The following is a 26,150-nucleotide window of genomic DNA, read 5'->3' as shown; positions in this document are numbered from 1 at the left end:
GTTTAACGGGGCGCCCAAGATCAAGATCAAAAGCAGATCAAGAGCACAGCGGCCTACCGGCCGGCTTGAGTGTTTAAAAGCCAAATCAAAAGCTAAAGCGGGCACGGTCCAAATGTGGGAGCGGGCTTGCTCGCGAAGGTCGTTAACGATGACGCGGGCATTCTGGATGAACGCGGCGCTCTCAGGTTTTTCGCGAGCAAGCCCGCTCCCACAGAAAAGCAGCTCTGTTTTCGCTCTGGTCTTTGCTTTTGCTTTTAACACTCAAGCCGGCCGGTAGGCCGCTGTGCTCTGATTTTGATCTGCGGGCCCCGTCAACCACGATGGCCGCAAGTAGGCACGGTGGAGCGGGTAAACCGGCAAGGATGCCGGTTTAGCCGCGCCGGGCCATGGATGGCCCGTCGCGGCGGCCCGCGGAACCGGGCCGGAGTGCGGGCATGCCGAGCCTRGGCGAGGCACCGAGTGGTGGGGCAAAGACCTTTTGGTTACTTTTGGCTGGGCCGGCATTCCGGGCGTTTGCCAAAAGTGACCCGCTGTAAGAGCGGAACCATAAGCCGCCGTTACCTAAATAACGGATATGTACTCAACCCCAACCCCTAGCGAAACCGCGCGATCACCGCCTCCACCACCGGGTTCGGCCGCTGGGTATTCCAGGCGACGGCCGTGGTCACCACATTGAGCTTCTGGCTCAACGCCCGAAACACCACATTGGCCGGCGCCAGCTTCTTCAACGACGCCGGCACCAACGCAATACCCTGCCCATAGCTGACAAACGCGATCTGCGAAGCCACCGACCGCACTTCATGCAGCACCCGAGGCGAAAACCCGCTGGCACGACAGGTCGCGATCAAATTGTCGAAATACACCGGACTGACGTTGCGCGAAAACATCACCAACGGCTCATTCGCCAGGCTCGACAAACTGATCCGCGTACGACTCGCCAACGGATGATCCACCGGCAGCGCCACCACCAGCCGGTCCTCCGTCAGCGGCAATGACTGCACCGAAGCCCCAAGGTCACCATCCAGCCGGGCAAACGCCAGGTCGATATCCCCGGCCTCCAGCGCCGGCAACGCCTCGACGCTGTCGATTTCCCGCACCGACACCGTGAGCTGCGGGTAATCAAGCTTCAGTTGCTCGATCAACCCCGGCAGCACATCAAACATCGCCGTGGAAATCGCGCCGATGGTCAACATCCCCGACTGCCCCGCCACCGCTTCTTCCACGGCGAGTTCCAGGCGCTCCAGCTGCTCGGCGAACTTGCGCACCGCCGGCAGGATCGCCGCGCCCACCGGAGTCAGCTTGGCCCCCCGTCGGGAGCGGTCGAACAGCTTGACCTTGAGCGCCTGCTCCAGCACCTGGATCTGCTCGCTCAGCGGTGGCTGGGACATGCCGAGGCGCTTGGCCGCACGGCCAAAGTTCTGCTCTTCAGCCACGGCCAGGAACAACCAGAGGTGACGAATCAGGCGAAAGTTGATCATGGTCTTATCCATAGGTTAAGCGTATGCAAGGCTTCTGTACTTCGTAATATACCTATCATAGGCACTGCCTGACACTGGCCGCCTCCGTCACCCGAGGCTTGCCCATGACCCCTGACCGTTTGCTCGACCGCCTGGCCGCACTGGACACCAACACCGTGTCCGACGCCCTCGACTTCCTCGGCCTGCCCGGCGCCACCGTGGGCCTGCGCCCATTGTGGAACTGCCCGAAGATCGTTGGCCGCGCCAGTACCGTACTGCTCGGCCCCAAGTCCGACATCGCCCCGACCGTGCACTTGATCACCCCGGTGATCGAACAGGTCGCGACAGACGACCGGGTGCTGGTGATTGCCGGCGGTATCGAGGGCATTTCCTGCTGGGGCGACATCATCGCCAACGCGGCGTTGCGCAAACACATACGCGGTACGGTGATTGATGGTTTCAGCCGCGATATCGACGGCAGCGAAGCCATCAGCTATCCGGTGTACGGACGCGGCGTGACCATGATCAGTGCGCGCAACCGCGTGGTGCAGCTCGACGCCGGCGTGACCCTCAGCGTTGCTGGCGTAAGCGTCAGCGAGGACGACTACGTGATTGCCGATACCTGCGGCACGGTATTCGTGGCCCAGGCGGTGATCGAAAAGGTCCTGGACCTGGGCGAGCGCATTGCCCGCCGCCAGGACGGCATGGTGCAGGCCGTGCGCAGTGGGCGCTCTGTGGTCGAGGTGATGCACGACGCACAGTTTGAGGCGATCAGCCGATGAGTACCGATATCCAGCGGCTGAACCCGCGCCTGGCCAGCGCACAACCGTCTGCCACCTATCGCATCATGGACCGCGTCGCCGAACGCCGGGCGCAAGGCGCGCAGATTATCTCGCTGTGCGCCGGCGAACCGGATTTCGACACCCCGGCGCATATCCGCGAAGCCGCGATCCAGGCCATTGAAACCGGGCATACCCGCTACACCCAGGTGGCCGGTGCGCGGGCCCTGCGGGAGGCGGTGGCGGCGAAGTTCCGGCGCGAAAACGGCCTGGACGTGTCCTGGCAGGACACCCTCGTGTGCAACGGCGGCAAGCAGGTGATCTACAACGCCCTGGCAGCCACACTCAATGAAGGCGACGAGGTGATCGTGCCCGCGCCGTACTGGGTCAGTTACCCGGAGATGGTGCAACTGTGCGGCGGCGAAGCGCGCATCGTCACCTGTGATGCCGACAGCGGTTTCAAGCTGACACCCGAGGCCCTGGCCGCTGCAATGACCCCGCAGACGCGCTGGCTGATCCTCAACTCACCGTCCAACCCCACCGGTGCGGTGTACAGCGAGGGCGAGCTACGGGCGCTGGCCGAAGTGCTGTTGGCCCACCCGCAGGTGCTGATCCTGGCGGACGACATCTACGAGCACCTGATCTTCGACGGCCAGGTGTTCCATACCCTGGCCCAGGTTGAACCCCGGCTGGCACCGCGTACATTGACCATGAACGGCGTGTCCAAGTCCTATGCCATGACCGGCTGGCGCATCGGTTTCGCCACCGGCCCACGCTGGCTGCTGGAGGCCATGGAAAAACTCCAGGGCCAGCAGACCTCCGGCGCCTGTTCGATCTCGCAACAGGCGGCCCTCGCTGCACTGGAAGGCCCCAGGGATTTCATCCGCGACAGCCGCCGGGTGTTCCAGGCGCGCCGGGACTTGATGGTCCAGTTGCTGAACGACACGCCAGGCCTGACGTGCATCAGCCCCGCCGGCGCGTTCTACGCGTTCGCCTCATGCGCCGTGCTGATCGGGCGCACCTCGGCGGGCGGGCGGCTGCTGCGCAGCGATGAAGACGTGGCCCTGGCGCTGCTGGATGAGGCCAATGTAGCCGTGGTGCATGGCAGCGCCTTCGGCCTGGGGCCGTACATCCGCATCGCCTATGCCCTGGATGACAAGTCGTTGCGCCAGGCGTGCGAGGCAATCCGCGGCTTCTGCAGCAGCTTGCTGGCAGAAGAATAAAAGTGATGAGTTCACATAGATAAATATCGCTAATGGTGGCGTGCGCCCCTTCTTAAGATTAAGGCCGAACAGGACAACACTCACAACAACAAGGTCCGCCCCCATGTCTATGCCTGAAGTCATAAAACCCGCTGTGCGCAGCCAATACCGCTGGGTGGTTGCTGCGCTGATTTTCCTGATCTACACCGTGGCCGCCGCCGACCGGGCCAACCTCGGCGTGGCGCTGCCGTTCATTCGCCAGGAATTTGCAATGAGCAACGCCCAGGCCGGTGGCCTGGTCAGCCTGTTCCTGCTGGCTTACGCCCTGGCACAACTGCCGTCGGGCTTTGCCTTCGGGCGCTTTGGCGTCAGCCGGATCCTGCCGGGGGCCATGGTGCTAACCTCCCTGTTGACCGGGCTGGTGGGCACCGCCAGCTCACTGCTGGCGCTGAAACTCTATCGCCTGGGCCTGGGTATCGCCGAAGGCCCGCTGCCCATCAGCATGACCACCACCATCAATAACTGGTTTCCGGCACGGGAAAAAGGCACCGCGTCGGGGATCTTTCTGTCGGCCGTGAAGTTCGGACCGGTGATCGTGCCGCCGCTGTGTGCCGTGATCATTTCGGTATGGGGCTGGCGCGAAATTTTCTACTTCTTTGCGATCCCGGGCATCGTGCTGGCGGTGGTCTGGTACTTCCTGGTCACCGACCATCCGTCCCGCAGCCGCTTCGTCAACCAGGCCGAACTTCAATACATCGTCGAAGACACCGCAATCGCCCAGACCGCCCGTGTGCACAAGACGCCGGCGTGGGTGAAAAAGCTCGACCGGGTGATCCGCACCCGCGATGAAAAGCCCCTGGAAACCAACCGTCAGGTTTTCACCTCATGGAATATCTGGGGGTGCGCCACCAGCTACTGCTTCCAGCTCGGTGTCTCCAGCGTGCTGCTGGCGTGGATTCCCACCTACCTGATGACCGTCAAGCAGTTCTCGATCATGAACATGGGCCTGGTCTCGGCAGCGCCCTGGGTGGGCGCGGTGCTGGGCAACCTGCTGGGCGGTTTCTGCTCGGACCGCCTGATGGGCGGGCGCCGCAAGCCGGGCATGTTGCTGTCGGCCGTCGGCACCTCGTTGATGATGTACCTGCTGATCAATTCACCGGCCGAGCCCCTGCCCTACGGCTTGCTGCTGATGCTGACCGGCGTGGTGCTGAGCCTCGGCTTCTCGTCCTACATGGTCTACCCGATGGGCCTGACCACCAAGAAGACCTTCCCGATCTCCAACGCCATCGTGAACATGATCGGCCAGTTGGGCGCCGCCGCCACGCCCTTCATCACCGGCCTGCTGCTGGACAACTACGGCTGGAACTACGTATTTGCCTGGCTGGCGATCGGCTCGTTCATCAGCTTCATCATTTTGCTGACCATTGCCGAGCCCCGCCCGGCCTCCAGCCACACGACCTGATTTGTCACCACCACGAGGAGTTATCCATGTCACCCCAAGACCAAGAATTGGTTGCCCTGTTTGCCGGCCTGGACACCCCGGGCGTGTCCGACGCCCTGGACAAGCTAGGCCTGCCCGGCCAATGCCTGGGAATCATGCCCCTGGACAACTATCGCCAGGTGGTGGTCGGCCCGGCCTTCACGGTGCGCTACGTCAGCGCCAGCACCCCGCCGGGCACCGTAGGCGACTTTATCGATGACGTGGCCGAAGGCGATGTGGTGGTGATCGACAACGACGGACGCACCGACTGCACGGTGTGGGGCGACATCATGACCCAGTACGCCGGCAGCCAGCGGATCGCCGCGACGGTGATTGATGGCGTGTGCCGCGACGTGAGCAAGGCCCTGGGCGACGGCTACCCGCTGTTCACCAAGGGCCGGTTCATGCGCACGGGCAAGGACCGGGTTGAAGTGGAAGCGGTAAACCAGCCGGTGTCCATCGGCCAGGCCCGGGTGTGCGCCCGGGACATCGTGGTCGCCGACGCCAATGGCGTGGTGATCGTGCCGCGCGAGCGGGCCCATGAAGTGGCAGCCTGTGCACGCTCGATTGAAGCGGTGGAAGCGCGTATCCGGGCGCTGCTCGATGAAGGCAAATCCCTGCGTGAAGTCCGCGCAGCGCTGGGTTATCACACCCTGCAACGCAAGGGCTGAAAGGGCCTTCAGTTCGCCGGCCGCAACAGCTGCATCTGCTGACGATAGTCATCCGTCACCTGCCGTGCCTGGCCGCTGCTGGTGATCACCCTCGGTGTGATCAGCACGATCAGTTCGGTGCGGTCCTTGGACTTGCTGGTGTTGCCAAACAACCAGCGCAGCCCGGGGATTTTCCCCAGGTACGGCACCGCACTGACGCTCTCGGCGTTGTCCTGCTTGATCAGCCCGCCGAGCAACACGGTCTGGCCGCTTTGCACCGCCACCTGGGTCGACACCGAGCGCGTGGAGATACGCGGGTTGTTGGGTGTGTCGCTGCTGTTGGTGGTTTGGTTCTCGGCGTCGCTGACCTGTTGCTGGATGTCCATGTACACCAGGCCGCCCGGGTTGATCCGCGGCACCACGTCGAGGATCACCCCGGTCTGCACGTATTCGACGCTGCTCAAGGTGCTGTCGGCGTTGCCGGTGTTGACCGTGGTCTGGCTGATGGGGATGTTGTCACCCACCTGGATCTGCGCCGGCTGGTTGTTCATCACCACCAGCGATGGCGCCGACAGCACCTGGGTGCGGCCGTTGGTTTCCAGGGCGTGCAAGGCCACTTGCAGGTTGGAGCTGACGAAGGAATAGAACAGCGAATCCGCGCCCAATCCCGCACCGCCGCCACCCAGGGCGCCCTGGCTGCCAGGGGTATTGGCTACCGTGGTGCTGGTGGAGTTGCCCGCCAGGCGGCCCAGGTACCATTGCACCCCTAGGTCCAGTTCGCCGGTGAGTTTGACTTCGAGGATGCGCGTCTCGATCTGCACTTGCAGCGGCGGGTTGTCGAGGCGCTTGATCGCCGATTCGATCTCCTTCCACTGCACCGGTCGGGTGCGTACCAGCAACTGGTTACTGCTTTTTTGCGCGGTGATCCGGGTGCCGGCGTCGAGGCTTTTGGCAGCGCCTGGCTCGGCGTTTTCAGTGTCTTCAGTGGCGGCCGGGGCCTGGTCCTCATCGTCACTGACGGGCGGGCTATTGCTGCTGTTGTTCAAGCCACCCGAGGTGCCGCCGCTGGTATTGAGTGACGACAAGGTCGCCGTGCGCAGACCCGGCGCCACCTTGGCCGGCGTATCGTCCTTGATCGCGCCGGTGCCGTAGATCTGCCGCAGGTATTTGGCGAGGTCCGTGGCCTTCATGTTGCGCACGTCGTAGACGTACATCTGCGGCTCGTTGCCGCCGCCCTCATCGATGGTGTGAATCCAGTCGCCGACTTCGCTGAGGTACTGCGGCTGGGACGAGATCGCCACCACCGAATTGGTCCGCTCGATGGGCAGGAAGCGCACCATGCCCGCCAGGGGCATGCCGCTGTCGGGGCCAAACATTTTTTGCAGTTCGGGCATCAACTCGGCCACCGAAGCCCGTTGCAAACCGAATACGCCCACCGACATGCCCTTGAGCCAGTCGACATCGAAGGTGTCGATGGTGTCCTGATAGTTGGCCAACTCATCCGGCGTACCGGCCAGGCTCAGCACGTTGCGCGCCGGATCCACCAGCAGGAATGCGTTTTCCCGGGCGAACGGCTTGAGCAGTTTCTGCATTTCCGTGGCCGAGATATAGCGCAGCGGAAACAGCCGTGCCGAGAGCCCGCTGGAGGGTTGCGACACGCTCATTTCCGGCACCAGCTTGCCCGCCACCGCCTGGTTGGCGGGCAGGATCACGTAGCGCTGGCCCTGGCGGATCATCGCGTTGTCGGTCCAGGACAGCAGGGTCTCGAGGATCGATAGCGCCTGTTTCTTGTTCACCGGCTTTGAGGTGGAAAAGCTTACGTTGCCTTTCACGCCCTGGGCGATGCTGTAGTTCTCGTGCAGCAGGTCGCCCATGACGCTGTTGATCACCGCTTCAATCGGCTGGTCGGCGAAGTTGAACACGATGTCGCCGCTGGCTTCATCCTTGACCGCCGGCGCCGGTGCGGGCTGGCGCACGAACTGCTGGTTACCGCGAATCAACTGGCGCTGGGGCGGCGTAGGCGCCTGGGGTTGGCGGCTGTCGGCCGCAGGCGACTCGCTGGCCGGGTCCACGGGCGGCCGTTGCGAACCGGTGCCCTGCATCGCCTCGTGAAGCAAGGCATCGTCCGGGTCGAGGTGATCGGGGAATGACCCACAGCCGCCCAAGGCGACGGCGGTGGCCAGGCAAAACACGCTGGTGCGCAAGGCGCTAGGGGAAGTATCGATCAAGGGGCGGGCTCGTGAGGAAGGGAAATCGGTGGTGTGGTGGACGGCGGCGGCAAACGCGGAACGCTGAGGCTCAGGGTTTGCGTGCGGCCATCCAGCACAAAACGGGCGTGCAGCGGTGTCAGGTGTTCCAGGCGCCAGCCGTTGGGCAGAGTCTGGCCTTGGTGGACCTTGAGCGGCGGGCCCTCGTCACGTTTGAGCAGCGCGACGCGCAGGTCGCCGTCGAGCAGCACGCCGGTCAGCTTCAGGCTCGACAGGCTGGAAATCTCGGCCTGGCCAACGGCGGCATCGGGGCTGCGGTCGGGGCTGAACAGCGGCGCCTGCCAGGTGCCGGCGAGGCTTTCCAGGGTCGCACTCGGGGCCACGTGAACCTTCGCCGAAGCATTGGCGCGCACGGCGGAGGCAGGCTCATCCAGCCACTGCGGCGCGTCGCCGATGCTGCTCAAGATGCCCACCATCAGCAGGCCCAGCAGCCCGGCCACACCGAGCAACACCCACTCGAGGGGGCGCAATGAATTGATCATCGGCGGGCCTGCGTGGCGGCTGCCGGTTGCAGATAACCGCGCACCAACAGGTGCACCACCAGCTTTCCGGCACCGCCGCTGGCGGGGGCATTCGGCCCGCGACGGACGCTCATTTCATCCACGAACAGGAACGGTCGCTGGTACTCCAGCTCATGCAGGATCGCAGTCAAGGGTTCGATGGCGCAGTTGAGGGTCAGGCTGACTTTGACCTGGCGATAGGGCTCGGTATCGTCCTGCTCCGGGGTGATGGGCATGCGCTGGGTCAGGCTGCAGCCGCCGCCGAGGCCGGCGCGGCTGTTGATCAGGTCGGCGATGCGCTGCATCAGGTCCGCCGCCACGGCGCTGGGGTCATCCCCCGGCAACAGGCTGGTGCTGCTGGCCGGGTCCTGGCGGGCTTGCTCCAATTGCTCACGCAAGGCGGCGCCCTGGTGCAGCAGGCCCGCATAGCGTTGCTGTTGTTCGCGCAGCTGTTCGGCCTGCTCGCCCATGGCACGCAATGGCCCGGCGAACCAGCTGTCGATCAGCAGCCAGTAACCGCCGCCCAGCACCAGCGCCAGGACCAGCAAGGCGGCGCCGCGACGCTCACGGGGTGTCAGTGGTCGGCGCATCGGCGGCCTCCTGGTGCAAGTGGGCGCGCAGGGAAAACTGATCCTTGCCGGTTTGCGCATCGGGTTGGATCACCCCTTCGAACTGGGGGTTTTCCAGGCTGTGGCACGCCTTGATCCGAGTGATCAGGGCACTCGCCTTGGCGCTTTGCCCGGAGAAGGACACGTCGGCGCCGTTGTTGACGTCCAACTGGTCGATCCAGGTATCGGCGGGCAGGCAGGCGGTCAGCTCGTTGAGCAACGCCGCCAACGGCGGTTGTGCCGACTTGCGGCGAATCAGGTACTGCGCGGCGCCACGGGTATTGAGCAGTTGCTGGCGCAGGCTCTGGACCTCGGCGACCTGGGCTTTCTGTTGTTGCACCTGCGCCTGCATGACGTCGAGCACCCGCTGGCGGTCGTTGAGCCACAGCAGCATCGCGGCAATCAGCAAGGCGCCGCACAGCCAGGGCAGGCTGCGTTGCAAGCCCTTCCCGGCCGGCCGCTGGCGTGGGCGCAACGGCGCCGGCAGCAGGTCGATGCCCATTGGCCCGTCTACATCCACCGCATGGGGCTGCAAGCCGAGGGCAGCGCAGTCCAACAGGATTTGATCCAGGCGCTCCCGCAGGATGGCCACCAGGGTCACCTGCACATGCGTGGCGGTGCGCCGTTCCTGACGGGCCACGAAGTACAACTGTTCAGCTTCGAACGGGGTAAAGCGGTCCAGCTCATAACCCACCACGGTCGACAGGTTGCGCGCGACCGCCAGGGGCAGTTGCAGGGTTTGCAGCAACACCGCCGAGGGCGCGAGCACCAGCACCTGGCGCACCTCGTCGGCAGGTTTTGCCACCGGCCCGGTCAACGGCCAGTGGTAGCGGTGCTCGGGGATGTCACGGACCGACAGCCACGCCGGCAGGCAGCCACGCAGCTCCTTGAGCCACAGGCGCCAGCCCACTTGCAGCAAGCTGCCGCGCCAGCGCCGGGTGAGCGGTTCGGCCAGCTGTTGAAGGCGCGCCACTGGCGCCGAAAGGTATGGATTCATTCTTGCCAACGCAGCACCCGATAAGGTTGTGCGCTTCCCTCCGATGGGCTCAATAAAACCGTGGTTCGTAACCGGGCGTGGTAACCGCCGGGGCGTTGTGCGCGGCTGTCGATCACCAGCACGTCACCGGGGTCGGCCCCTACTGCGCTCTGCCGGGGCAGGTTCAGCGCCTGGCGCATCAATGGGCTGGCGAAAGCGGGGTCGGGCCGGTCCAGGCCGCTCCACAAACTGATTTCCGGGGCCAGCCGGCTGTACAGCGCCTGGGTCATGCCGGGCAATTGCCGCACTTCCTCCACCACGCGGAACGGCGCCAGGCCTGCGTTGCGCCGCATTTCCAGGTCCCCGGCGAGCCGGCTGGCCTGGGCCTGGGTGGCACCGCAGGCCAGGGCCAGGCGGGCAAAGTCAGCGGCCTCGGCGCTGTTCAAATACAGCTTGCCGCGCTCGCTGTGCAGGCTCACGTGAAGCTGTGCGTCATCAAATACCAGCGGCATTTCACGGCCGTCGGCGATCCATTGCTTGCGTTGCAGCGGGTCGGCCAGGGCCTGCATGGCCAGCGCCACGCCCGCCTCCGCCGCCAGCAGCGCCTGGGTATGCTGGCGATGCCACAGGGCCTGGCGGCTTTCCAGTTGTACCCAACCGGCCAGGCCGCCCAGCAGCAAGCTGAGCAACGCCAGTACCCACAGCACCAGCAGCAATGCAACGCCGCGCTGACGCTTCATTCGCCTGATGCTCCGCTGCAGAGGTTCAGCCGCAGGGCAACCACTTGGGTGACCCACGGCACCGGTCCGTTGACTTGTGCTGCAATGCGTACCGCATAAGGCAGGCGTTTGGTCCACGGCCAGTCACTGATCCAACCGGTGGCCTGGCCCTTGGGCGACAGGCCGCGATAGCTGAATTGCAGATCCTCGACGTTCTTCAGCAACACCTGCGGTTCGCTGCGGGTGGCCGGCACGCTCACTTGGGCATTGGACTCAAACCGGGCGAACGCCACCTGCAACTCGCGCTCGGTCAACTGCAAGGTGAAACGCTGGATACCGCCACCGAGCACGCCCGGCAAGGTCGCGACGTATTGCAGGCGCTGGGGAGCGCCGACAAAAAAGCCGTTGGTCTGGCTGTCGTCCTCGGTCACGTCCAGGGGCAGCGCCTCGCTGATGGAAGTGCGCAGGAACTGTTGCGCGGCGCGACTTTCATCCAGGCTGACGGTGTAGCGCTGCGCCTTGAGTACTGCACGGTTGGCTCCCAGGAGCGCGCCGCCCACCAGGGCCAACAACACGCCCAGCAGGCTAAGCACGATCATGATTTCGAGCAACGTGAAGCCCCGCTGCTGCTTCACTGGAGGCTCCCGTCGCGGCTGGCGCGCAGTTTCAAGGTACTGAAATTTGCGCGGCGCGGACCTTCGCTGACGCTGAGATCGAGGCGAAACAAATGTGGCTGACCGATGCGGGTGGGCTGCTGGGCGACGCGCAGTTGCCAGGCAATGCCGTCCAGCTCGCCCTCGCGCACGCCACTGGCCAGGGGCCCCGACGCCTCCTGATCCATCACGCTCAAGGCGGTATGGGTCAGGCGGTCGCTGTGGGCCACCTGCAACAACGAGCGCGCGCTTTGGCCGAACGCGACCAGCAACACCGTGCTGCAGATCGCCATGAGGGTCAGCGCTGCGAGCATTTCCAGCAAGGTGAAACCCGACTGACGCTTCATGGCAATGCCCTGGACTGCACGCTACCGGTCAGCCAGCCGACGTCGATGCGCCAGCGTCGCGTGCCATTGGCCAATAACAGGTTGCCGCCGGTAGAGCTGCCGTCGGGGTAAAACTCCACCGCAGCGCCTGCGTGTTCGGCGGTGTGCAGGGTCACTTGCAGATCGGCCGGCCAGTGCTTGATGGGTTGCCCCGGCGCCTGAAAGCTCAGCCGGGCCAAGTCGAAGACGGTCTTGGCCGACCTGCCGCTGACAATCGCCCGTGCCCGTGTGCTGCGCAGGGCATCCACCATCTGCCCGACCACCTGGCGCTCTTTCGCTACCCGCAGGCCTTGTTGCAGGCCAAATCCCACCAACCCGGCCGCGATGCTGATCAACACGATCACCACCAGCATCTCCAGCAGGGTAAAGCCGCGTTGGAGGGCCGGCATTATTCCCAGTTGCCCAGGTCGGCGCTGTAGCCTTCGCCGCCGGGCTGGCCGTCCTGACCGTAGAAGATCAGGTCGAAGGCGCCATGTTCACCGGGGAAGCGATAGCCGAAGGCATGGCCGAACGGGTCCTTGAGGTCTGAGGGCTTGGCGTACGGTCCGGCCCAGCCGGCGGTGTTGCCGGGCTTGTCGACCAATTGCTGGAGGGTCTTGGGTGGCGAGCCGACGTCCAGGCCGTAGCTCTCGATCTTCATGCTCAGGCTGGCCAGTTGCGCCTTGCCCGCGCCGTATTTGCCCTTGTCGACGTTGCCGCCCACCTGGCGCACCACGATGGTCGCGACGATGCCCAGCAACACAATCACCGCGAGCATTTCCAGCAAGGTGAAACCGCCTTGGCGGCGGGCGGGTTTGAAACGGGTATGGCGCATCGGCTTGCTTCCTTGGGTCTTCATATATTGCTGGTCAGGCTCATCAGCGGCAGCATGATCGCGAGCATGATCACCGCCACCAGCACCGCCATGACCACCGTCAGGGACGGCACCAGGGCGGCGAGCAGGCGGTCGATGCCGCGCTTGGCTTCGACGTCGAACACGTCGGCGACCTTGAGCAGCATGCTGTCCAGTTCACCGGCCTGTTCGCCGACTTCAATCATTTGCAGGGCCAGGTCCGGCAGCAGCGGTTGGCTGCCAAATGCACTGGCCAGGGTGCCGCCGCCTTTCACCGACTCGGCGGCCTGGGCCACTTGTGCCTGCAAGGCACGGTTGGTGCAGACCTGGCGGGCGATCACCAGCGCTTGCAGCAGCGCCACGCCGTTGCTCAGCAAGGTGCCGAGGGTGCGTGCCAGGCGTGCGGCTTCGACCCGCTGCAACAGCGGGCCGATAACGCGGATACCCAGCACGCGCCGGTCGTACTGCTCGCGGTGTCGTGGGTTGCGCAGGCGTGCCGCCAGGGCCCAGACCGTCACGATCAACCCGGCAAAAACCGCCAGGCCATAGGCGCCGAGGAACTGCCCAAGGCCCAGGATCACTTCGGTGATCAACGGAATCGGCACGCCCAGATCCTTGAAGATCGGCACGAACTGCGGCACCACGTAAGCCAGCAACAGCGCCAGGGAACCGAGCACGCCCACCACCAGGAAGGCGGGATAGATCAGCGCGTTGATCACCTCGCCTCTCAATAACTGGCTGCGTTCCAGGTAGTCACTGAGTTGGCGCAGGGTGTTCTCCAGCGCACCGCCCGCCTCACCGGCACGCACCATGCTCAGGTACAGCGGCGAAAACTGGCTGCCCTCCTCTTCCAGCGCTGCCGACAATGGCTTGCCGGCCTTGACGTGCTCGCGGATACGCTCGATCAGCGCCCGTGTCTGCGGCTGGCCGGGCTGCTTGAGCAGGATGCCCAGCGAGCGCTCCAGCGGTTGGCCCGCGCCCAGCAGGGTGGCCAGTTGCTGGGTAAAACTGACCAGCGCCGCGCCATTCAACTGACCGCGCCCGAAGGCATTGCGCAGCCCTTGGGCACCGGCGGCATCGATGTGCAATAGCAGCAGGCCACGCTTGTGCAGCGCAGCGACGGCGGCGGCCTGGTCCTTCGCTTCGAGGGTGCCGTTCTGCGCGACGCCCTGGCTGTCCAGGGCACGGTATTTGAACAGGCTCACGCGCCCTCTCCACGGGTGACGCGCAACACTTCTTCAAGGGACGTGACACCGGCCACCGCCTGGCGCAGGCCTTCTTCATGCAGGGTGCGCAAGCCACCACGGCGGGCGGCCTGTTCGAGGGTCGCGGCGTCGGCCTGGCGCATCAACAAGCTGCGCAGTTCGTCATTCATCACCAGCAATTCGGTGATTGCACTGCGGCCGTGGTAACCGCCGCCGGCGGCGTTGGCGCGAGGCCGGTAAAGCAGGATCGGGCGCTGCTCGGTGAAGCGGTCGAGGCCGTGTTCCTCGATCAGCTCCGGCGGGGCTTCGAACGCCTCACGGGTCGCCGGGTCGAGGCGGCGCACCAGGCGCTGCGCGAGGATGCCATTGACGGTCGAGGCGATCAGGTAGCTCTCCACCCCCATGTCCAGCAGGCGCGTGATACTTGCTGCGGCACTGTTGGTGTGCAGGGTCGAGAGCACCAGGTGGCCGGTCAGGGAGGACTGGATGGCGATGCGGCAGGTTTCGAGGTCGCGGATTTCACCGATCATGATCACGTCCGGGTCCTGGCGCACGATGGAGCGCAGCGCGCCGGCGAAGTCCAGCCCAATGGCGGGTTTGACCTGGATCTGGTTGATGCCTTCCAGCTGGTATTCCACCGGGTCTTCGACGGTGATGATCTTGCGCTCGGCGGTATTGAGCCGCGACAACGCGGTATAGAGCGTGGTGGTTTTACCCGAGCCGGTGGGCCCGGTGACCAGCAGGATGCCGTGGGGCCGCTCGAGCACTTCAAGAAAGGTTTCCAGGCGCTGGCCATCAAAGCCCAGGCTCTGGAAATCGAACTGCACGGTCTGGCGGTCCAGCAGGCGCATCACCACCGACTCGCCAAAACTGGTGGGCACCGTGGATACCCGCAAATCCAGCTCCTTGCCCTGGATGCGCAACATGATCCGGCCGTCCTGCGGCAGGCGGCGCTCGGCGATGTCGAGGCGCGCCATGATCTTGACCCGGGAAATCACCGCTGCCGAGGAACTCGCCGGCGGCGCTTCGGCTTCATGCAGCACACCGTCGATGCGGTAGCGCACCTTGAGCTGGTTTTCAAAGGGTTCGATATGGATGTCCGAGGCGCGGTGCTCCACGGCCCGTTGCAGGATCAGGTTGACCAGGCGAATCACCGGGGCTTCGGAGGCCATGTCCTTGAGGTGTTCGATGTCTTCCAGGGCACCGCCCTGTTCGTCGAGGTTTTCGATCAGGGTGCCCATGGCGGAACGGCCCTGGCCGTAGTAACGCTCGATCAGGGTTTCGACTTCGTTGCGCGGCCCGACCGCCAGCCACACCGGCACGCCGCACGCGTACGCCAGGGCCTGGAACGGATACAGCAGCGCCGGGTTGGCCGCCAACACCCGCACACCACCGTGGCTCCAGCCCACCGGCACCACCTGGTAATGGCGCATGAAGCGTTCGGTCAGCGCCGGCAGCGGGTCGAGCACGGGCGGTGCGGCGTCCGCCAGCAGCAACGGCGCGCCGAGCAAATCGGCCCAGGCCCGCGCCAGTTCCACTTCGGAAACCAGCCCCAGGCGCGTCAGCAGGCCGAGCAGTTCGGGGTCGTCGGATTCCTGGGATAACCGTCGAGCACGTTCCAGGTCGACGGTTTTCAGACCGGCTTTTCGCATCAGCCACGCGCACACTTGTTCGGCATCCGGAATCTGCATTCGGCATGCATCGATGGGCATTGACGGTATCGGCTGGGGCATCTGCACAAGTCTGAGGGGCTATTTAAAAACCTGTTCCGTGGCACGCGCCGGAACAAGGGCATCCACACTAAGCTGGAGGTTTTTAGCGCAAGCGCTGTCATGACAAGGTACGGACCCTACACCAAAACATTTTGTATTACAGCCCACTTAAGTTATGGCCTTTTAGAACTACCAACAGGCGCCATTAGTTAGCCATGACCGTACACATGATATTTAAAGCATCGACTGACATGTTTAAACTTAGTTCATCAGCGCAAGAAAATATCGCCAGCCTCACGCAAGATCTGGGTCTATCCCGGCACCTAATGGCAATCAATGATCAGTTCAATAGGCCACCTTGCAATATCACATGGACACTACTCAAAAGAACAACCCACCAAGTCATTGCACTTTTTAAATCGCGAAACTCACCGCACTAATTGCAATTAGCCATCGCTAAAACTTGTCACCGAAGAAGAACTACCCACTGATAAAAAAGAGACGAGCGCACGCAATCAAACGCATGTTTCAGCGGCTGACCTTGAATAATCCGTTATCAGAAAATACCGAGAGTCAACGCAACATGGCCATGAGCCGCAACTGGACTCAGGCGCTCTCGCGCTCGATCAAGCGGCACTCCAGCAGGTTCAAGCGCTGCACCTCATCCTCAACCGGCAACACGCCCAGGCTTTCCAGTACCCGCGTTGCCGCCAGCACACCGATCTCCAGGGCGGGCGGCTTGATGGTGCTGAGACTGGGCAAGAGCATTTCGGCAAACGGGTAATCACCAAAGCCGAGCACGGCGCAATCCTTGGGGATCTCCAGACCTGCCCGTTGCCCGGCCAGCAGGCCACCGGCGGCCAGGTTGTCATTGGCGAAGATGATTGCGTCCGGTGGAATGGCGGCACTCATCAATGCCTGCATCGCTTGCTTGCCCGCCTCAAACGGTGCGCGATCGGCGTCCGGGGCAAACACCCACGGCTGCATGCCCAGCTCAATCAGGGTCGCGCTGTAGCCATCCCGGCGTTCCAGTGCACTGAAGTCCCCCGGCGCGCTGTTCTGTACGAACGCGATGCGCCGATAACCCTTGCCATGCAGGTAGCGCGCAGCCGTCACGCCCACCTCGTAATGCGAGAAGCCAATCTGCAACGGCTCCCGCTCGGGTTGGTAATCCCAGGTTTCAACCACCGGGATATCCGCCTCGGCGATCATCTTCTCGGTGCCCGCGCTATGGAAGCGGCTGGTGAGCACCAATGCCGCCGGGGACCAGCCGAGAAACGCGCGCACTGCATTTTCTTCCTGCTCGGCGCTGAAGTAACTGGACGCCAGCAGCAATTGGTAGCCGTGGCGGCTGAGGGTATCGCTGAAGCCCTGGATGGTATTGGCGAAGATCGGCCCGGAGATGTTTGGAATCACCATCGCGACGATCCTGCCCCGCGCCGACGCCAGCCCACCCGCCACCAGGTTCGGCACATAGCCCAATTCGGCAACCACCGCCGCGATGCGTTCGCGGCGTTCGGGCGAGACCTGCTCCGGCTGGTTGAAATAGCGCGACACGGTAATCGCTGACACACCGGCCTGGCGCGCCACGGTATTCAAGGTGACGCGGCCGGCACCACGGCGTTTCCGGGGTTTGTCTTCGCTCAAGGGACGATCCTGTTAAAAACCTAAAAGAATATAAAACTAATTTTTTAGTATTTGACGCTCTATATCGCACCTACCAATAATGCCGATGTTAGCGCTACCAAAGCGTTTTGTCTGCTACTCGCTCGAGCGAATGCCCAAGACGGATTCAACGGCGCTGTCGTCGCAGAACGGCAGCGGTTCAGGGCATTTTTCGAGCGGTCAGAGCATGCACACACATTCGGGGCAACCTCAAAAACTTTCGCAATCCATACGCGCCGCCACCGGGCGCCGCGCCCACCTGGGTTGGCTACTGGCGGGGCTCGCCGCCCTGCCCGTTCCCGCTGCATTCGCCGCCGACGACCAGGAACCCACCCTCAAGCCGGTCACGGTCACCGCCACCCGCCGCGAAGAGTCGCTGCAAAAAGTCCCGGTGGCGGTTTCGGTGCTCGATGGCGAACAACTGGAGCGTGACAATCGCAACGGCGTGGCGAGCATCGTCCAGCAGGTACCCTCGCTGAATTTCCGTACCGGCGCGTCGAACAAGGACACCTCGTTGTTCGTACGCGGAGTGGGCACGATATCCACCTCGCCCGGGGTTGAACCCACGGTGGCGACGGTGATTGACGGCGTGGTGTACGCCCGCCCCGGCCAGGCTACCCTGGACCTGCTCGACCTGGATCGTGTCGAAGTGCTGCGCGGGCCCCAGGGCACACTGTTCGGCAAGAACGCCTCGGCCGGCGTGCTGAATATCACCAGCAAGGCGCCGACGGCCGAGACCCACGGCTATATCGACCAGTCCTACTTCAGCGGCAATGAAAGCCGCACCCGCTTCGGCCTGGGCGGCAGCCTGATTCCCGGCACGCTGAAGGGCTCCATCAGCGGGCTGTTCGGCAGCTACGACGGTAACGTCGACAACAAGCACAACGGCCAGGAAGTGAACGGCTACAACCATCAGGGCGTGCGCGGCAAACTGGAGTTCACCCCCAACGACGACGTGAAACTGACCCTGATTGCCGACTACATGCAGTCCCACGACGATGCGCCAAATGGCGTGGTGAGCAAATCCCTGACCCCGGCGTTCGCCAACGCGCTGAACCCGGTGCGCGGGACCAGCGACAACCGCGACATCAACACCGACACCCGCAGCCACGTGGAGGACACCAACAAAGGCCTGTCTGCCCAACTGGACTGGAACCTCGGCGACTACACCCTGACCTCGATCACCGCCTGGCGCGGCTGGGACAACACCCAGTACCAGGACGGCGACCGCCTGGGCACCGTGACCGCCGCTTTCCCCGGCACCGCCGACAAAGGCCAACTGGCGTTCGACCAATACTCCCAGGAGCTGCGCCTGGCCTCGCCCAAAGGCGAATTCCTCGAATACGTCGGCGGCCTGTTCTACATGCACGGCAAGGATCAGGAAACCTACCAGCGCACCCTGACCACCACCACACGCACCGACCGCGGCATCGCCGACTACGGCACCACCAGCGACAGCTACGCGGTGTTCGGCGAGACCACGCTGAATTTCACCTCGGCCTTTCGTGGCATCGCCGGCCTGCGCTACACCCACGACGACCTGGAATACGATCACCGCCGTGTCTCCACCTCGGCCACCACGGTCAGCGGCATTCAACCGGCCACCAGCAGTTCGGGCTCGGTGGATGAAGACGGCTGGTCCGGCCGACTGGGGGTGCAATACGACCTGAGCGACACCGTCACCAGCTACCTGACCTACTCGCGCGGCTACAAGGGCCCGGCCTACAACGTGTTCTTCAACATGCAGCCACGGGACACCGATGCGCTGAAACCGGAAACCTCCAACACCTGGGAAGTCGGGATCAAGGCCACCAGCTGGAACAATCGCCTGACCACCAACCTGGCGATCTTCCACAGCGACTACGACAACTACCAGGCGAACTTCTTCGACACCGTCGCCGGGCAAGTGGTGACGCGCCTGATCAACGCCGGCAGCGTCAGCACCGAAGGCGTCGAATTCGACTACGCCCTGCAGGCCACCCAACAACTGAAGCTCTCCGGCGCGCTGGCCTACACCCGTGCCCGCATCGATGAGTTCGCCTGCCCGCCTGGTGCGGCCGCGTCCTGCAACGTCAACGGCAAGCCGCTGCCCTTCAGCCCGGACTGGAAAAGCTACGTGCGCGCCGACTACAGCATCCCGCTGGATAACGGCCTGGATATCGAACTGGGTACCGACTACAGCTGGCAGAGCGAAGTGCAGTACGACATCAGCCAGAACGTCGACACCAAGCAAGGCGCCTACGGCATCTGGAACGCCAGCGTCGCCCTGGCCGACTACAGCAACGGCTGGCGCGTGGCCCTGCTGGCGAAGAACCTCACCGACAAGTCCTATTCACCGCTGCTGGCCAGTGGCGGCAGCTACATCTACCGCGCCGTACCCCGTGACGATGAACGTTACTTCGGCGTGCAACTGCGCAAGGATTTTTGAGCATGCCCCGTGAACTGAAACTCGGCGCTTTCCTGATGGCCACCGGGCACCACGTCGCCGCCTGGCGTCACCCCGATGTACCGGCCAATGCCGGGCTGGATTTCGCCCACTACAAACGCCTGGCGCAAATTGCCGAAGCGGCGAAATTCGACGCGCTGTTCGTGGCCGACAGCATTGCCGCCGCCACCGGAGACATTGCCAGCCGCATGGCGCGCTCGGATCACTTCGAGCCACTGACGCTGCTGTCGGCATTGAGCGTGGTGACCGAACACATCGGCCTGATCGCCACGGCCACCACCAGCTACAACGAGCCGTACCATGTGGCGCGCAAGTTCGCCTCACTGGATCATCTGTCCGGCGGGCGCGCCGGCTGGAACCTGGTGACCTCGGACAACGCCGCCGAAGCACAGAATTTTGGCCGCGACGAGCACCTCGGCCACGGCGAACGCTACAGCCGTGCCCGGGAGTTTCACCAGGTGGTGACGGGGCTGTGGGACAGCTGGGAAGACGATGCCTTTGTGCGCGACAAGGCGAGTGGCAGCTACTACGACCCGGCGAAACTGCATGTACTCGGGCATGTCGGCGAACACTTTCGTGTGAAGGGCCCGCTGAACGTGGCGCGCTCGCCCCAGGGCCAGCCGGTGATTGTCCAGGCGGGTTCGTCCGAGGCAGGCCGCGAATTGGCGGCACAAACTGCCGAAGTGGTGTTCACCGCCCAGACATCATTGGCCAATGCCCAGGCGTTCTATGCCGACCTCAAGGGTCGCCTGACTCGATATGGGCGGGAACCGGATGCGCTGAAGATCATGCCGGGGGTGTTTGTGGTGGTCGGGCAGACAGAAACTGAAGCCCGGGACAAATTCGAGGCCTTCCAGCAGTTGGTCGAACCGCAGGTTGGCGTCGCGTTACTGGGGCGCATGCTGGGTAACTTCGACTTGTCCGGCTACCCGCTGGACGGCCCGCTGCCGGACCTGCCATTGACCGACAGCGGCCAGCGCAGCCGCCAGCAACTGCTGACCGAACTGGCGGGCCGCGAACAACTGAGCCTGGCGCAACTGGGCCGGCGCATCGCCGGTGGCCGCGGGCACTACAGCCTGATCGGCACACCCGCGCAGATCGCCGATGAACTGCAGCACTGGTTCGAGAATGGCGCCGCCGATGGCTTCAATGTGCTGGTGCCGCACCTGCCGGGCGGGCTGGAAGATTTCGCCCAATGGGTGGTGCCGGAACTGCAACGGCGTGGCCTGTTCCGCACCGAATACGCCGGCACCACCCTGCGTGAAAACCTTGGATTGGCGCGACCGGCCAATCGCTTTGCGGAGAAACCGGCATGAGAATTCCTGCACTGTTGTTTGCGCTGTTTGCCCTGACTCAAACTGCAATGGCCGCCGAGCCGGCCACCCTGAGGATCGGCTACCAGAAAGGCTCGATCGCCCTGGTACTCGCCAAGGAACATGGCCTGCTGGAAAAACGCTTCGACCAGACGAAGGTGCAATGGATCGAATTCCCCGCTGGCCCGCAGATGCTCGAGGCCTTGAATGTGGGCGCGCTGGACGTGGCGTCCACCGGTGATATCCCGCCATTGTTCGCCCAGGCGGCGGGCGCCGACCTCGTCTACATCGGCGCTGAACCGCCCAAGCCGACGGCGGAAACCATCCTGGTGCAGGCCGACAGCCCACTGCACGGCATCGCCGACCTCAAGGGCAAGAAAGTCGCCTTCCAGAAAGGCTCCAGCTCCCACAACCTGATCCTGCGGGCCTTGAACAAAGCCGGCCTGAGCTATAAGGATATCCAGCCGGTTTACCTGCCACCGGCCGATGCCCGCGCCGCCTTCGAGCAAGGCAGTGTCGACGCCTGGGCAATCTGGGAGCCCTACTCGTCACTGGCCCTGAGCCAAAGCCCGAGCCGCGTCCTGGCCAATGGCGAAGGCTTGAACCTTTCTGGGCCGATCTATACCGCGCGCCGTGCATACGCCGAGGCCAATGGTCCGTTCATCCACGCCCTGCTCGATGAACTGAGCGCCGCCGAAGCCCTGACCCGCAGCCAGCGCGAAGACAGCCTGCAGGTGCTGACCCGTTTCATGGGTTTGCCGGCCGGGGTGATTGCACGTTACGTCGACAACCGGCCGCCATCGCCGATCCTGCCGATTGATAAGCACATCATTGGGGCGCAGCAAGAGACGGCGGACCTGTTTTACCAGAACCGCCTGCTGCCCAAGCCCATCGATGTACAGAAGGCTATATGGCAGGCTCCTCAGAAGTCGACGGTGGCCGACAGCAAGTAAGTGCGCGGCGTCGACAAGGTCAACCCCGGCTCGCTGTCATCCGAGGCACCGGCCGAACTCCAGTAGCGCCGGTTGGCCACGTTCTCGACATTGGCCCGCAGGGTGATGTGCTTGTCGTCGACCTTGAAGGCGTAGCGTGCGCCAACATCAAGACGGGTCCAGGCGTCGATTTCCTTGACGTTGGACTGGTCCAGGTACTGCGAGCTGGAATAGATCCCGCGGCTGGTCAGGGTCAGGCCTTCAACAGTCGGCACGTCCCACTCCGCGCCCAGGTTGACGTTGTACTTGGGCGTGGCCGGCGCGCGGTTGCCGTCGTAGGTGCCGTTGGTGGTGTGGGTCAGTTCGCTGTCGATGTACATCACCCCGCCCAGCAGGCGGAAACCCTTGAGCGGCTCGCCGAACACGCTGAGTTCCACACCATCGTTTTGGCGCTTGCCATTGGGGCCGAAGACCAGCGTGGTGGCGTTGGTCTCGTAGGCCGGCTGCTTGATCCTGAATACAGCGGCCGTCACCGCGAACGCACCGGCGTCGTACTTGGCGCCGACTTCGACCTGACGGCTGATGAACGGTGGGAAGATTTCGTCATCGTTGACCGACGCCGACGGCGCGACCTTGCCCTGGCTCAGGCCTTCCATGTAGTTGGCGTACAACGAGAGCTTGTCGGTGGCCTTGAACAGGATGCCGCCGGACGGTGAAATTTTTTCCTCGTCGTAGGCGGTGTCGCCTTTGACGTCATCGGTCCAGTCGTCGACCTTGACCCGCTGCCAGCGCGCACCGAGGGTCAGCAGCAACCGGTCATCGAAAAAACCCAGGGTGTCGGACAACGCCACACCGCTGAAACGGTTTTCGGTGTAGACCTTCGAGTCAAATCGCGTTGGCCGGCCAGGCGCCGGGGTTTCCACAGGGTTGTAGATATTGCTCGAACCCTGCGCATATCGCGCGCCGCCGTTTTCGAAGTCCATGTAGAAGTAGCTGGCCGCCAGGTTGACCTCATGGCTCACCGGGCCGGTATGGAACCAGTTGCGCACGCCCGCCGTGGCGGTGCGCACGTTTTCATCGCGGGTGAAGTCGCGGGGCTGCACGCTGAAATCGCCGGCGTTGTTGCTCACCGACACCGCATGGCGCAGGAAGTCATGGTTGCTTTTGCGCGCACCGACGCCGCCGTAGAGCATTAGGTTGTCGCTGAGATCAAACTCGCCGTTGACCGTGCCGAAGGTGTCGTTGGTGCTTGCCTTGCTCCAGGGCTGCGCGTAGTTGTGGCGTACGTCGTTGGCATTCGGCACCCTGGCGTTGGGCCCGACTTGCACACGTTCCTGAGGGGCGTCGGTGTCGCGCTCGGTGCGGCCGATGTCGGTGGAGAGTCGCAGGCGTTCACCGCGAAAATCCAGGCCCAACACGGCCATTTCGCGGTCGACACTCTGGTGATCCCAGGCGGTGTCGCCGGACTGTTTCACGCCGTTGAAACGCAGGCCGAACTGGTTGTCTTCACCAAAACGCCGGCCGATATCCACGGCTCCGCCCGCCTGGCTGTCGGAGGCCCAACTGCCGGTGAGCGAGGTGATGGGTGTGTCGGTGGCACGCTTGGGCACCACGTTGATCCCGCCGCCCACGCTGCCCCGTGGCGAGATGCCGTTGATCAACTGGCTGGGGCCTTTGATGATGTCGACGCGCTCGGCCATTTCCATATCGATGGTGTAGGTCGGCAATACGCCATAGAGGCCGTTGTAGGCGACATCACTGTTGAACAGGCTGAAGCCGCGAATGGTGAATTGCTCATAGCGCCCGCCGGCCGGGTTGGTGGCGCGCACCGAGGGGTCGCTGGCAATCAGGTCGCCAAGGGTACGCGCCTGTTGGTTCTTGACCGCCGCGCTGGTGTAGGTGGTCATGCTGAACGGGGTATCCATGAAGTCCTTCGAGCCCAGCAGGCCCTGGGAGCCACGGCGCGCCACCTGGCCACCGGCGAAAGACTCGCTGTCGGCATCGCCGGTGGTGCCGAGAATCGAGGTGGGCGCCAGTTGCAGGCTGCCGCCTTCGGGAATCGGGGTCAGCCTATAGGCCTGCTCGCCCATGGGCTGCAGTTGCAGGCCGGAGCCCTGGAGCAGGCGCGCGAAACCTTCTTCGACGCCGTATTCGCCGGACAGCCCGCTGCTGTTGCGGCCGCTGACCAGCGCCGGGTCCACCGAGAGGTTGACCCCGGCCAGCCCGGCGAAACGGGTCAGCGCGGCGCTCAGGCTGCCGGCCGGCACCTGGTAGCTGCGCCGGGAGGCACCTTCTTCGGCATAGCTGATGGGAACGAACAACGGGCTGGCACTCAGGCTCAGCATGAGGCTGAGGTTCAGCAACGGGCGTATTGCGGGCATTGGAAGAAGCTCTCGATTTTGTTCACTTACCTGGAATGACCAGTCACGTGAAAAAAAGGGACAGGCTTCAGCCACTATTTTTTGATTATTACGGTTTGATGCCTTTGAGCTTCTGGAGCAGCTCCATCAATTGCTCCAGGGATTCCTCGCCGAACTGCTCCTGAATCTTCAGGTAATTGCTTTCCATCCCGGCGCTCATGTCGACGAAACACTGCTGGCCCTGTTCGGTCAGGGCGACGAACACCCGGCGCTGGTCTTCGGCGGATTTGCGCCGGCGCACGATGCCGTCACGCTCCAGCCGCCCCAGTACGCCGGTCATGCTCGGCTTGAGGATGCATGCGAGGTGCGCCAGTTGGTGGCTTTCGAGTTCGCCTTGCTGGCGCAGGATGCGGATCACCCGCCACTGCTGTTCGGTCAGGTCATGTTCATTGAGCAACGGCCGGAAGAACGCCATGGTCGCTTCGCGGGCCTGGAGCAAGGTGAGCGTAAGGGACGGTCTGGGGGTGGGCATGGTTCACGCGCAATAGAGGTCGAAGCGACGAAGCTTAGAGTCGGTGTTCCGCGTGCGCAACCCGACGCACGCAGCAAGTCGTTAATTTCGAAACGAATTCATAAAAACCTGTTAATCCAGCTATTCAGCTTAAAGATAACATGTTAACAATATGCCCGCCCCTGCCCTGGTGGCGGGCTCTACCAACAAAAACAACAAAAGGAACGCCCCTCATGCATTCGTGCCTCTTTCGCACGGCGGCAAGCGCTGGCCTGTGCGCCGCGTTTAGCCCTCTGGTTGCCCACGCCGAATTCTTCCAGGACAGCAAGGCCAGCCTGGACCTGCGCAATTTCTACATGAACCGCGACTTTCGCCAGGCCAACGCGCCGCAGAACAAGGCAGACGAATGGGCGCAAGGTTTTGTGCTGCGCCTGGAGTCGGGCTATACCGAAGGCGTGGTCGGGTTTGGCGTGGACGCCCTGGGTGAAATGGGCCTGAAGCTCGACTCCAGCCGCGACCGCCGGGGCACCGGGTTGCTGCCGTCTGGCGCCAGCGGCGAGCCGGCCGACAGCTACAGCGAACTCGGCCTGACCGCCAAATTGCGCGTGTCGAAAACCGTGCTCAAGCTCGGCACCCTGCAACCGCTGTTGCCGGTGGCTGCCTACAACGACACCCGCCTGCTGCCGTCGACCTACAACGGTGAACTGGTGACCTCCCAGGACATCGACGGCCTGACCCTGAACGTCGGCCGCCTGGAAAAACAGAACCTGCGGGACTCCTCCAACAACGAGTCCATGAGCTACGGCGGCGTCAACAGCAGCCACCTGGACCTTGCCGGCGGCACCTACGCGATCAACCCGCACCTGGCGGCGACCTATTACTACGCGCAGATGCAGGACATCTACCGCCAGAATTTCATCGGCCTGGTGCATGACCTGCCGCTGGCCCAAGGCGTGAACCTGCGCACCGACCTGCGCTACTTCGACACCCGCGAGCAAGGCAGCGCCCTGCTGCGCAGCGCTTCGCGGGTCGACGGCGGGCGGATCGACAACCGCTTTTTCAACGGCATGTTCAGTTTGTCGGTGGGCGCGCACAAATTCGGCCTGGGCTTTCAGAGCCTTTCCGGCGACGGCGACTTTGCCTTCCCGGGGCAAGATCCGTATTCGGTCAACCTGGTGACCATCAATATCTTCACCAAGGCCAACACCGACGCGTGGCAGGCGCGCTACGACTACAACTTCGCCGCCCTCGGCCTGCCGGGCCTGACCTTCATGACCCGCTACGTCGACGGCAGCCATGCGCAAACCGCCACGGTGCGCAACGGCCGCGAATGGGAGCGCGACACCGACCTGGTCTACACCGTGCAGAGCGGCCCACTGAAGAACGTCAACGTGCGCCTGCGCAATGCGACCCTGCGCTCAAGCAACGGCCTGACCAGCGACATCGACGAAAGCCGGGTGATCATCGGCTACACCGTAGCCCTGTGGTAACGCTGGC

The 26,150-nt window shown here is 63.7% G+C and carries 24 protein-coding genes; 8 read left to right on the top strand and 16 right to left on the bottom strand.

Going from position 1 to position 26,150, the window contains the following annotated elements; translation table 11 throughout:
* Together JV201_RS10610 and JV201_RS10605 are read right to left on the bottom strand one after the other, a co-directional pair.
* Positions 1 to 261: hypothetical protein (locus JV201_RS10610; protein ID WP_219406870.1), on the bottom strand; the 261-nt coding region annotated here is incomplete at its 3' end.
* Positions 262 to 593: 332 nt separating this feature from the next.
* The gene (locus JV201_RS10605; RefSeq protein ID WP_003209935.1) at positions 594 to 1,478 is read right to left on the bottom strand and encodes a LysR family transcriptional regulator; all 885 of its coding nucleotides are present in this window, start codon (positions 1,476 to 1,478) and stop codon (positions 594 to 596) included.
* 104 nt (positions 1,479 to 1,582) lie between these two features.
* Between JV201_RS10605 and JV201_RS10600 the strand changes: the two genes are divergently transcribed.
* The 4 genes from JV201_RS10600 to JV201_RS10585 all read left to right on the top strand — a co-directional run bounded on the left by JV201_RS10600 (position 1,583) and on the right by JV201_RS10585 (position 5,589).
* Positions 1,583 to 2,239 carry an RraA family protein gene (locus JV201_RS10600; RefSeq protein WP_008437212.1) on the top strand — a complete coding sequence of 219 codons (657 nt, stop codon included), beginning with the start codon at positions 1,583 to 1,585 and terminating at the stop codon, positions 2,237 to 2,239.
* Entirely contained in the window at positions 2,236 to 3,459 is a 1,224-nt protein-coding gene (locus JV201_RS10595) for a pyridoxal phosphate-dependent aminotransferase (protein WP_219406869.1), read from the top strand. The genes JV201_RS10600 and JV201_RS10595 overlap by 4 nt, the downstream gene beginning before the upstream one ends.
* Positions 3,460 to 3,562: 103 nt before the next feature.
* A complete protein-coding gene (locus JV201_RS10590; RefSeq protein ID WP_257903310.1) occupies positions 3,563 to 4,900 on the top strand; it encodes an MFS transporter in 1,338 nt (445 codons plus the stop codon).
* A gap of 26 nt (positions 4,901 to 4,926) precedes the next feature.
* A complete protein-coding gene (locus JV201_RS10585) occupies positions 4,927 to 5,589 on the top strand; it encodes an RraA family protein (RefSeq protein ID WP_219406868.1) in 663 nt (220 codons plus the stop codon).
* A gap of 8 nt (positions 5,590 to 5,597) precedes the next feature.
* Here the strand turns inward: JV201_RS10585 and gspD are convergent, their stop codons facing one another.
* From gspD to JV201_RS10525, 12 genes are all read right to left on the bottom strand, one after another.
* Entirely contained in the window at positions 5,598 to 7,796 is a 2,199-nt protein-coding gene (gspD, locus tag JV201_RS10580) for a type II secretion system secretin GspD (protein ID WP_219406867.1), read from the bottom strand.
* Entirely contained in the window at positions 7,793 to 8,317 is a 525-nt protein-coding gene (locus JV201_RS10575) for a general secretion pathway protein GspN (RefSeq protein ID WP_008437209.1), read from the bottom strand. The genes gspD and JV201_RS10575 overlap by 4 nt, the downstream gene beginning before the upstream one ends.
* Positions 8,314 to 8,925 (bottom strand): type II secretion system protein GspM, encoded by a 612-nt coding sequence (gene gspM, locus JV201_RS10570; protein WP_023659000.1) that lies wholly within the window; start codon positions 8,923 to 8,925, stop codon positions 8,314 to 8,316. Before gspM ends, JV201_RS10575 begins: the two co-directional genes overlap by 4 nt.
* Entirely contained in the window at positions 8,900 to 9,940 is a 1,041-nt protein-coding gene (locus tag JV201_RS10565; RefSeq protein WP_219406866.1) for a PilN domain-containing protein, read from the bottom strand. The genes gspM and JV201_RS10565 overlap by 26 nt, the downstream gene beginning before the upstream one ends.
* Positions 9,937 to 10,659 (bottom strand): type II secretion system protein GspK, encoded by a 723-nt coding sequence (locus tag JV201_RS10560; protein WP_087694939.1) that lies wholly within the window; start codon positions 10,657 to 10,659, stop codon positions 9,937 to 9,939. The genes JV201_RS10565 and JV201_RS10560 overlap by 4 nt, the downstream gene beginning before the upstream one ends.
* Complete coding sequence (locus JV201_RS10555; protein WP_219406865.1) at positions 10,656 to 11,273, bottom strand: prepilin-type N-terminal cleavage/methylation domain-containing protein; 618 nt, start codon at positions 11,271 to 11,273, stop codon at positions 10,656 to 10,658. The genes JV201_RS10560 and JV201_RS10555 overlap by 4 nt, the downstream gene beginning before the upstream one ends.
* A complete protein-coding gene (locus tag JV201_RS10550; protein WP_008437204.1) occupies positions 11,270 to 11,638 on the bottom strand; it encodes a type II secretion system protein in 369 nt (122 codons plus the stop codon). Before JV201_RS10550 ends, JV201_RS10555 begins: the two co-directional genes overlap by 4 nt.
* Positions 11,635 to 12,066, bottom strand: coding sequence for a type II secretion system protein (locus JV201_RS10545; RefSeq protein ID WP_003209913.1), 432 nt, complete (start codon positions 12,064 to 12,066; stop codon positions 11,635 to 11,637). Before JV201_RS10545 ends, JV201_RS10550 begins: the two co-directional genes overlap by 4 nt.
* A complete protein-coding gene (gene gspG, locus JV201_RS10540) occupies positions 12,066 to 12,491 on the bottom strand; it encodes a type II secretion system major pseudopilin GspG (RefSeq protein WP_003209911.1) in 426 nt (141 codons plus the stop codon). The genes JV201_RS10545 and gspG overlap by 1 nt, the downstream gene beginning before the upstream one ends.
* Before the next feature lie 20 nt (positions 12,492 to 12,511).
* A complete protein-coding gene (gene gspF, locus JV201_RS10535) occupies positions 12,512 to 13,714 on the bottom strand; it encodes a type II secretion system inner membrane protein GspF (protein WP_102605832.1) in 1,203 nt (400 codons plus the stop codon).
* Positions 13,711 to 15,405, bottom strand: a complete 1,695-nt coding sequence (gspE, locus tag JV201_RS10530) for a type II secretion system ATPase GspE (RefSeq protein WP_003209908.1) — start codon at positions 15,403 to 15,405, stop codon at positions 13,711 to 13,713. The genes gspF and gspE overlap by 4 nt, the downstream gene beginning before the upstream one ends.
* A gap of 627 nt (positions 15,406 to 16,032) precedes the next feature.
* Positions 16,033 to 17,073 carry a LacI family DNA-binding transcriptional regulator gene (locus JV201_RS10525; protein WP_008437199.1) on the bottom strand — a complete coding sequence of 347 codons (1,041 nt, stop codon included), beginning with the start codon at positions 17,071 to 17,073 and terminating at the stop codon, positions 16,033 to 16,035.
* A 205-nt stretch (positions 17,074 to 17,278) separates the two neighbouring features.
* Here JV201_RS10525 and JV201_RS10520 point away from each other — a divergent pair, with 205 nt between their 5' ends.
* Genes JV201_RS10520 through JV201_RS10510 form a run of 3 tightly spaced genes read left to right on the top strand, consistent with a single transcriptional unit; the run spans position 17,279 to position 21,803 of the window.
* Entirely contained in the window at positions 17,279 to 19,519 is a 2,241-nt protein-coding gene (locus JV201_RS10520) for a TonB-dependent receptor (RefSeq protein ID WP_219406864.1), read from the top strand.
* Positions 19,520 to 19,521: 2 nt separating this feature from the next.
* Positions 19,522 to 20,853 carry an LLM class flavin-dependent oxidoreductase gene (locus JV201_RS10515; protein ID WP_219406863.1) on the top strand — a complete coding sequence of 444 codons (1,332 nt, stop codon included), beginning with the start codon at positions 19,522 to 19,524 and terminating at the stop codon, positions 20,851 to 20,853.
* Complete coding sequence (locus tag JV201_RS10510) at positions 20,850 to 21,803, top strand: sulfonate ABC transporter substrate-binding protein (protein ID WP_102605828.1); 954 nt, start codon at positions 20,850 to 20,852, stop codon at positions 21,801 to 21,803. Before JV201_RS10515 ends, JV201_RS10510 begins: the two co-directional genes overlap by 4 nt.
* Here the strand turns inward: JV201_RS10510 and JV201_RS10505 are convergent.
* Both JV201_RS10505 and hpaR read right to left on the bottom strand, forming a co-directional pair.
* Complete coding sequence (locus JV201_RS10505) at positions 21,773 to 24,163, bottom strand: TonB-dependent receptor (protein ID WP_219406862.1); 2,391 nt, start codon at positions 24,161 to 24,163, stop codon at positions 21,773 to 21,775. The genes JV201_RS10510 and JV201_RS10505 overlap by 31 nt on opposite strands.
* 88 nt (positions 24,164 to 24,251) lie before the next feature.
* Positions 24,252 to 24,674 carry a homoprotocatechuate degradation operon regulator HpaR gene (hpaR, locus tag JV201_RS10500; RefSeq protein ID WP_008437189.1) on the bottom strand — a complete coding sequence of 141 codons (423 nt, stop codon included), beginning with the start codon at positions 24,672 to 24,674 and terminating at the stop codon, positions 24,252 to 24,254.
* Between the two features lie 212 nt (positions 24,675 to 24,886).
* Here hpaR and JV201_RS10495 point away from each other — a divergent pair, with 212 nt between their 5' ends.
* The gene (locus JV201_RS10495; RefSeq protein WP_219406861.1) at positions 24,887 to 26,143 is read left to right on the top strand and encodes an OprD family porin; all 1,257 of its coding nucleotides are present in this window, start codon (positions 24,887 to 24,889) and stop codon (positions 26,141 to 26,143) included.
* Positions 26,144 to 26,150 lie beyond the last annotated feature (7 nt).

The organism is Pseudomonas sp. Colony2 (assembly GCF_019382755.1).
In the GTDB taxonomy this organism is placed as follows: Bacteria; Pseudomonadota; Gammaproteobacteria; order Pseudomonadales; family Pseudomonadaceae; genus Aquipseudomonas.
This window is presented reverse-complemented; position numbering and strand designations above follow the sequence as displayed.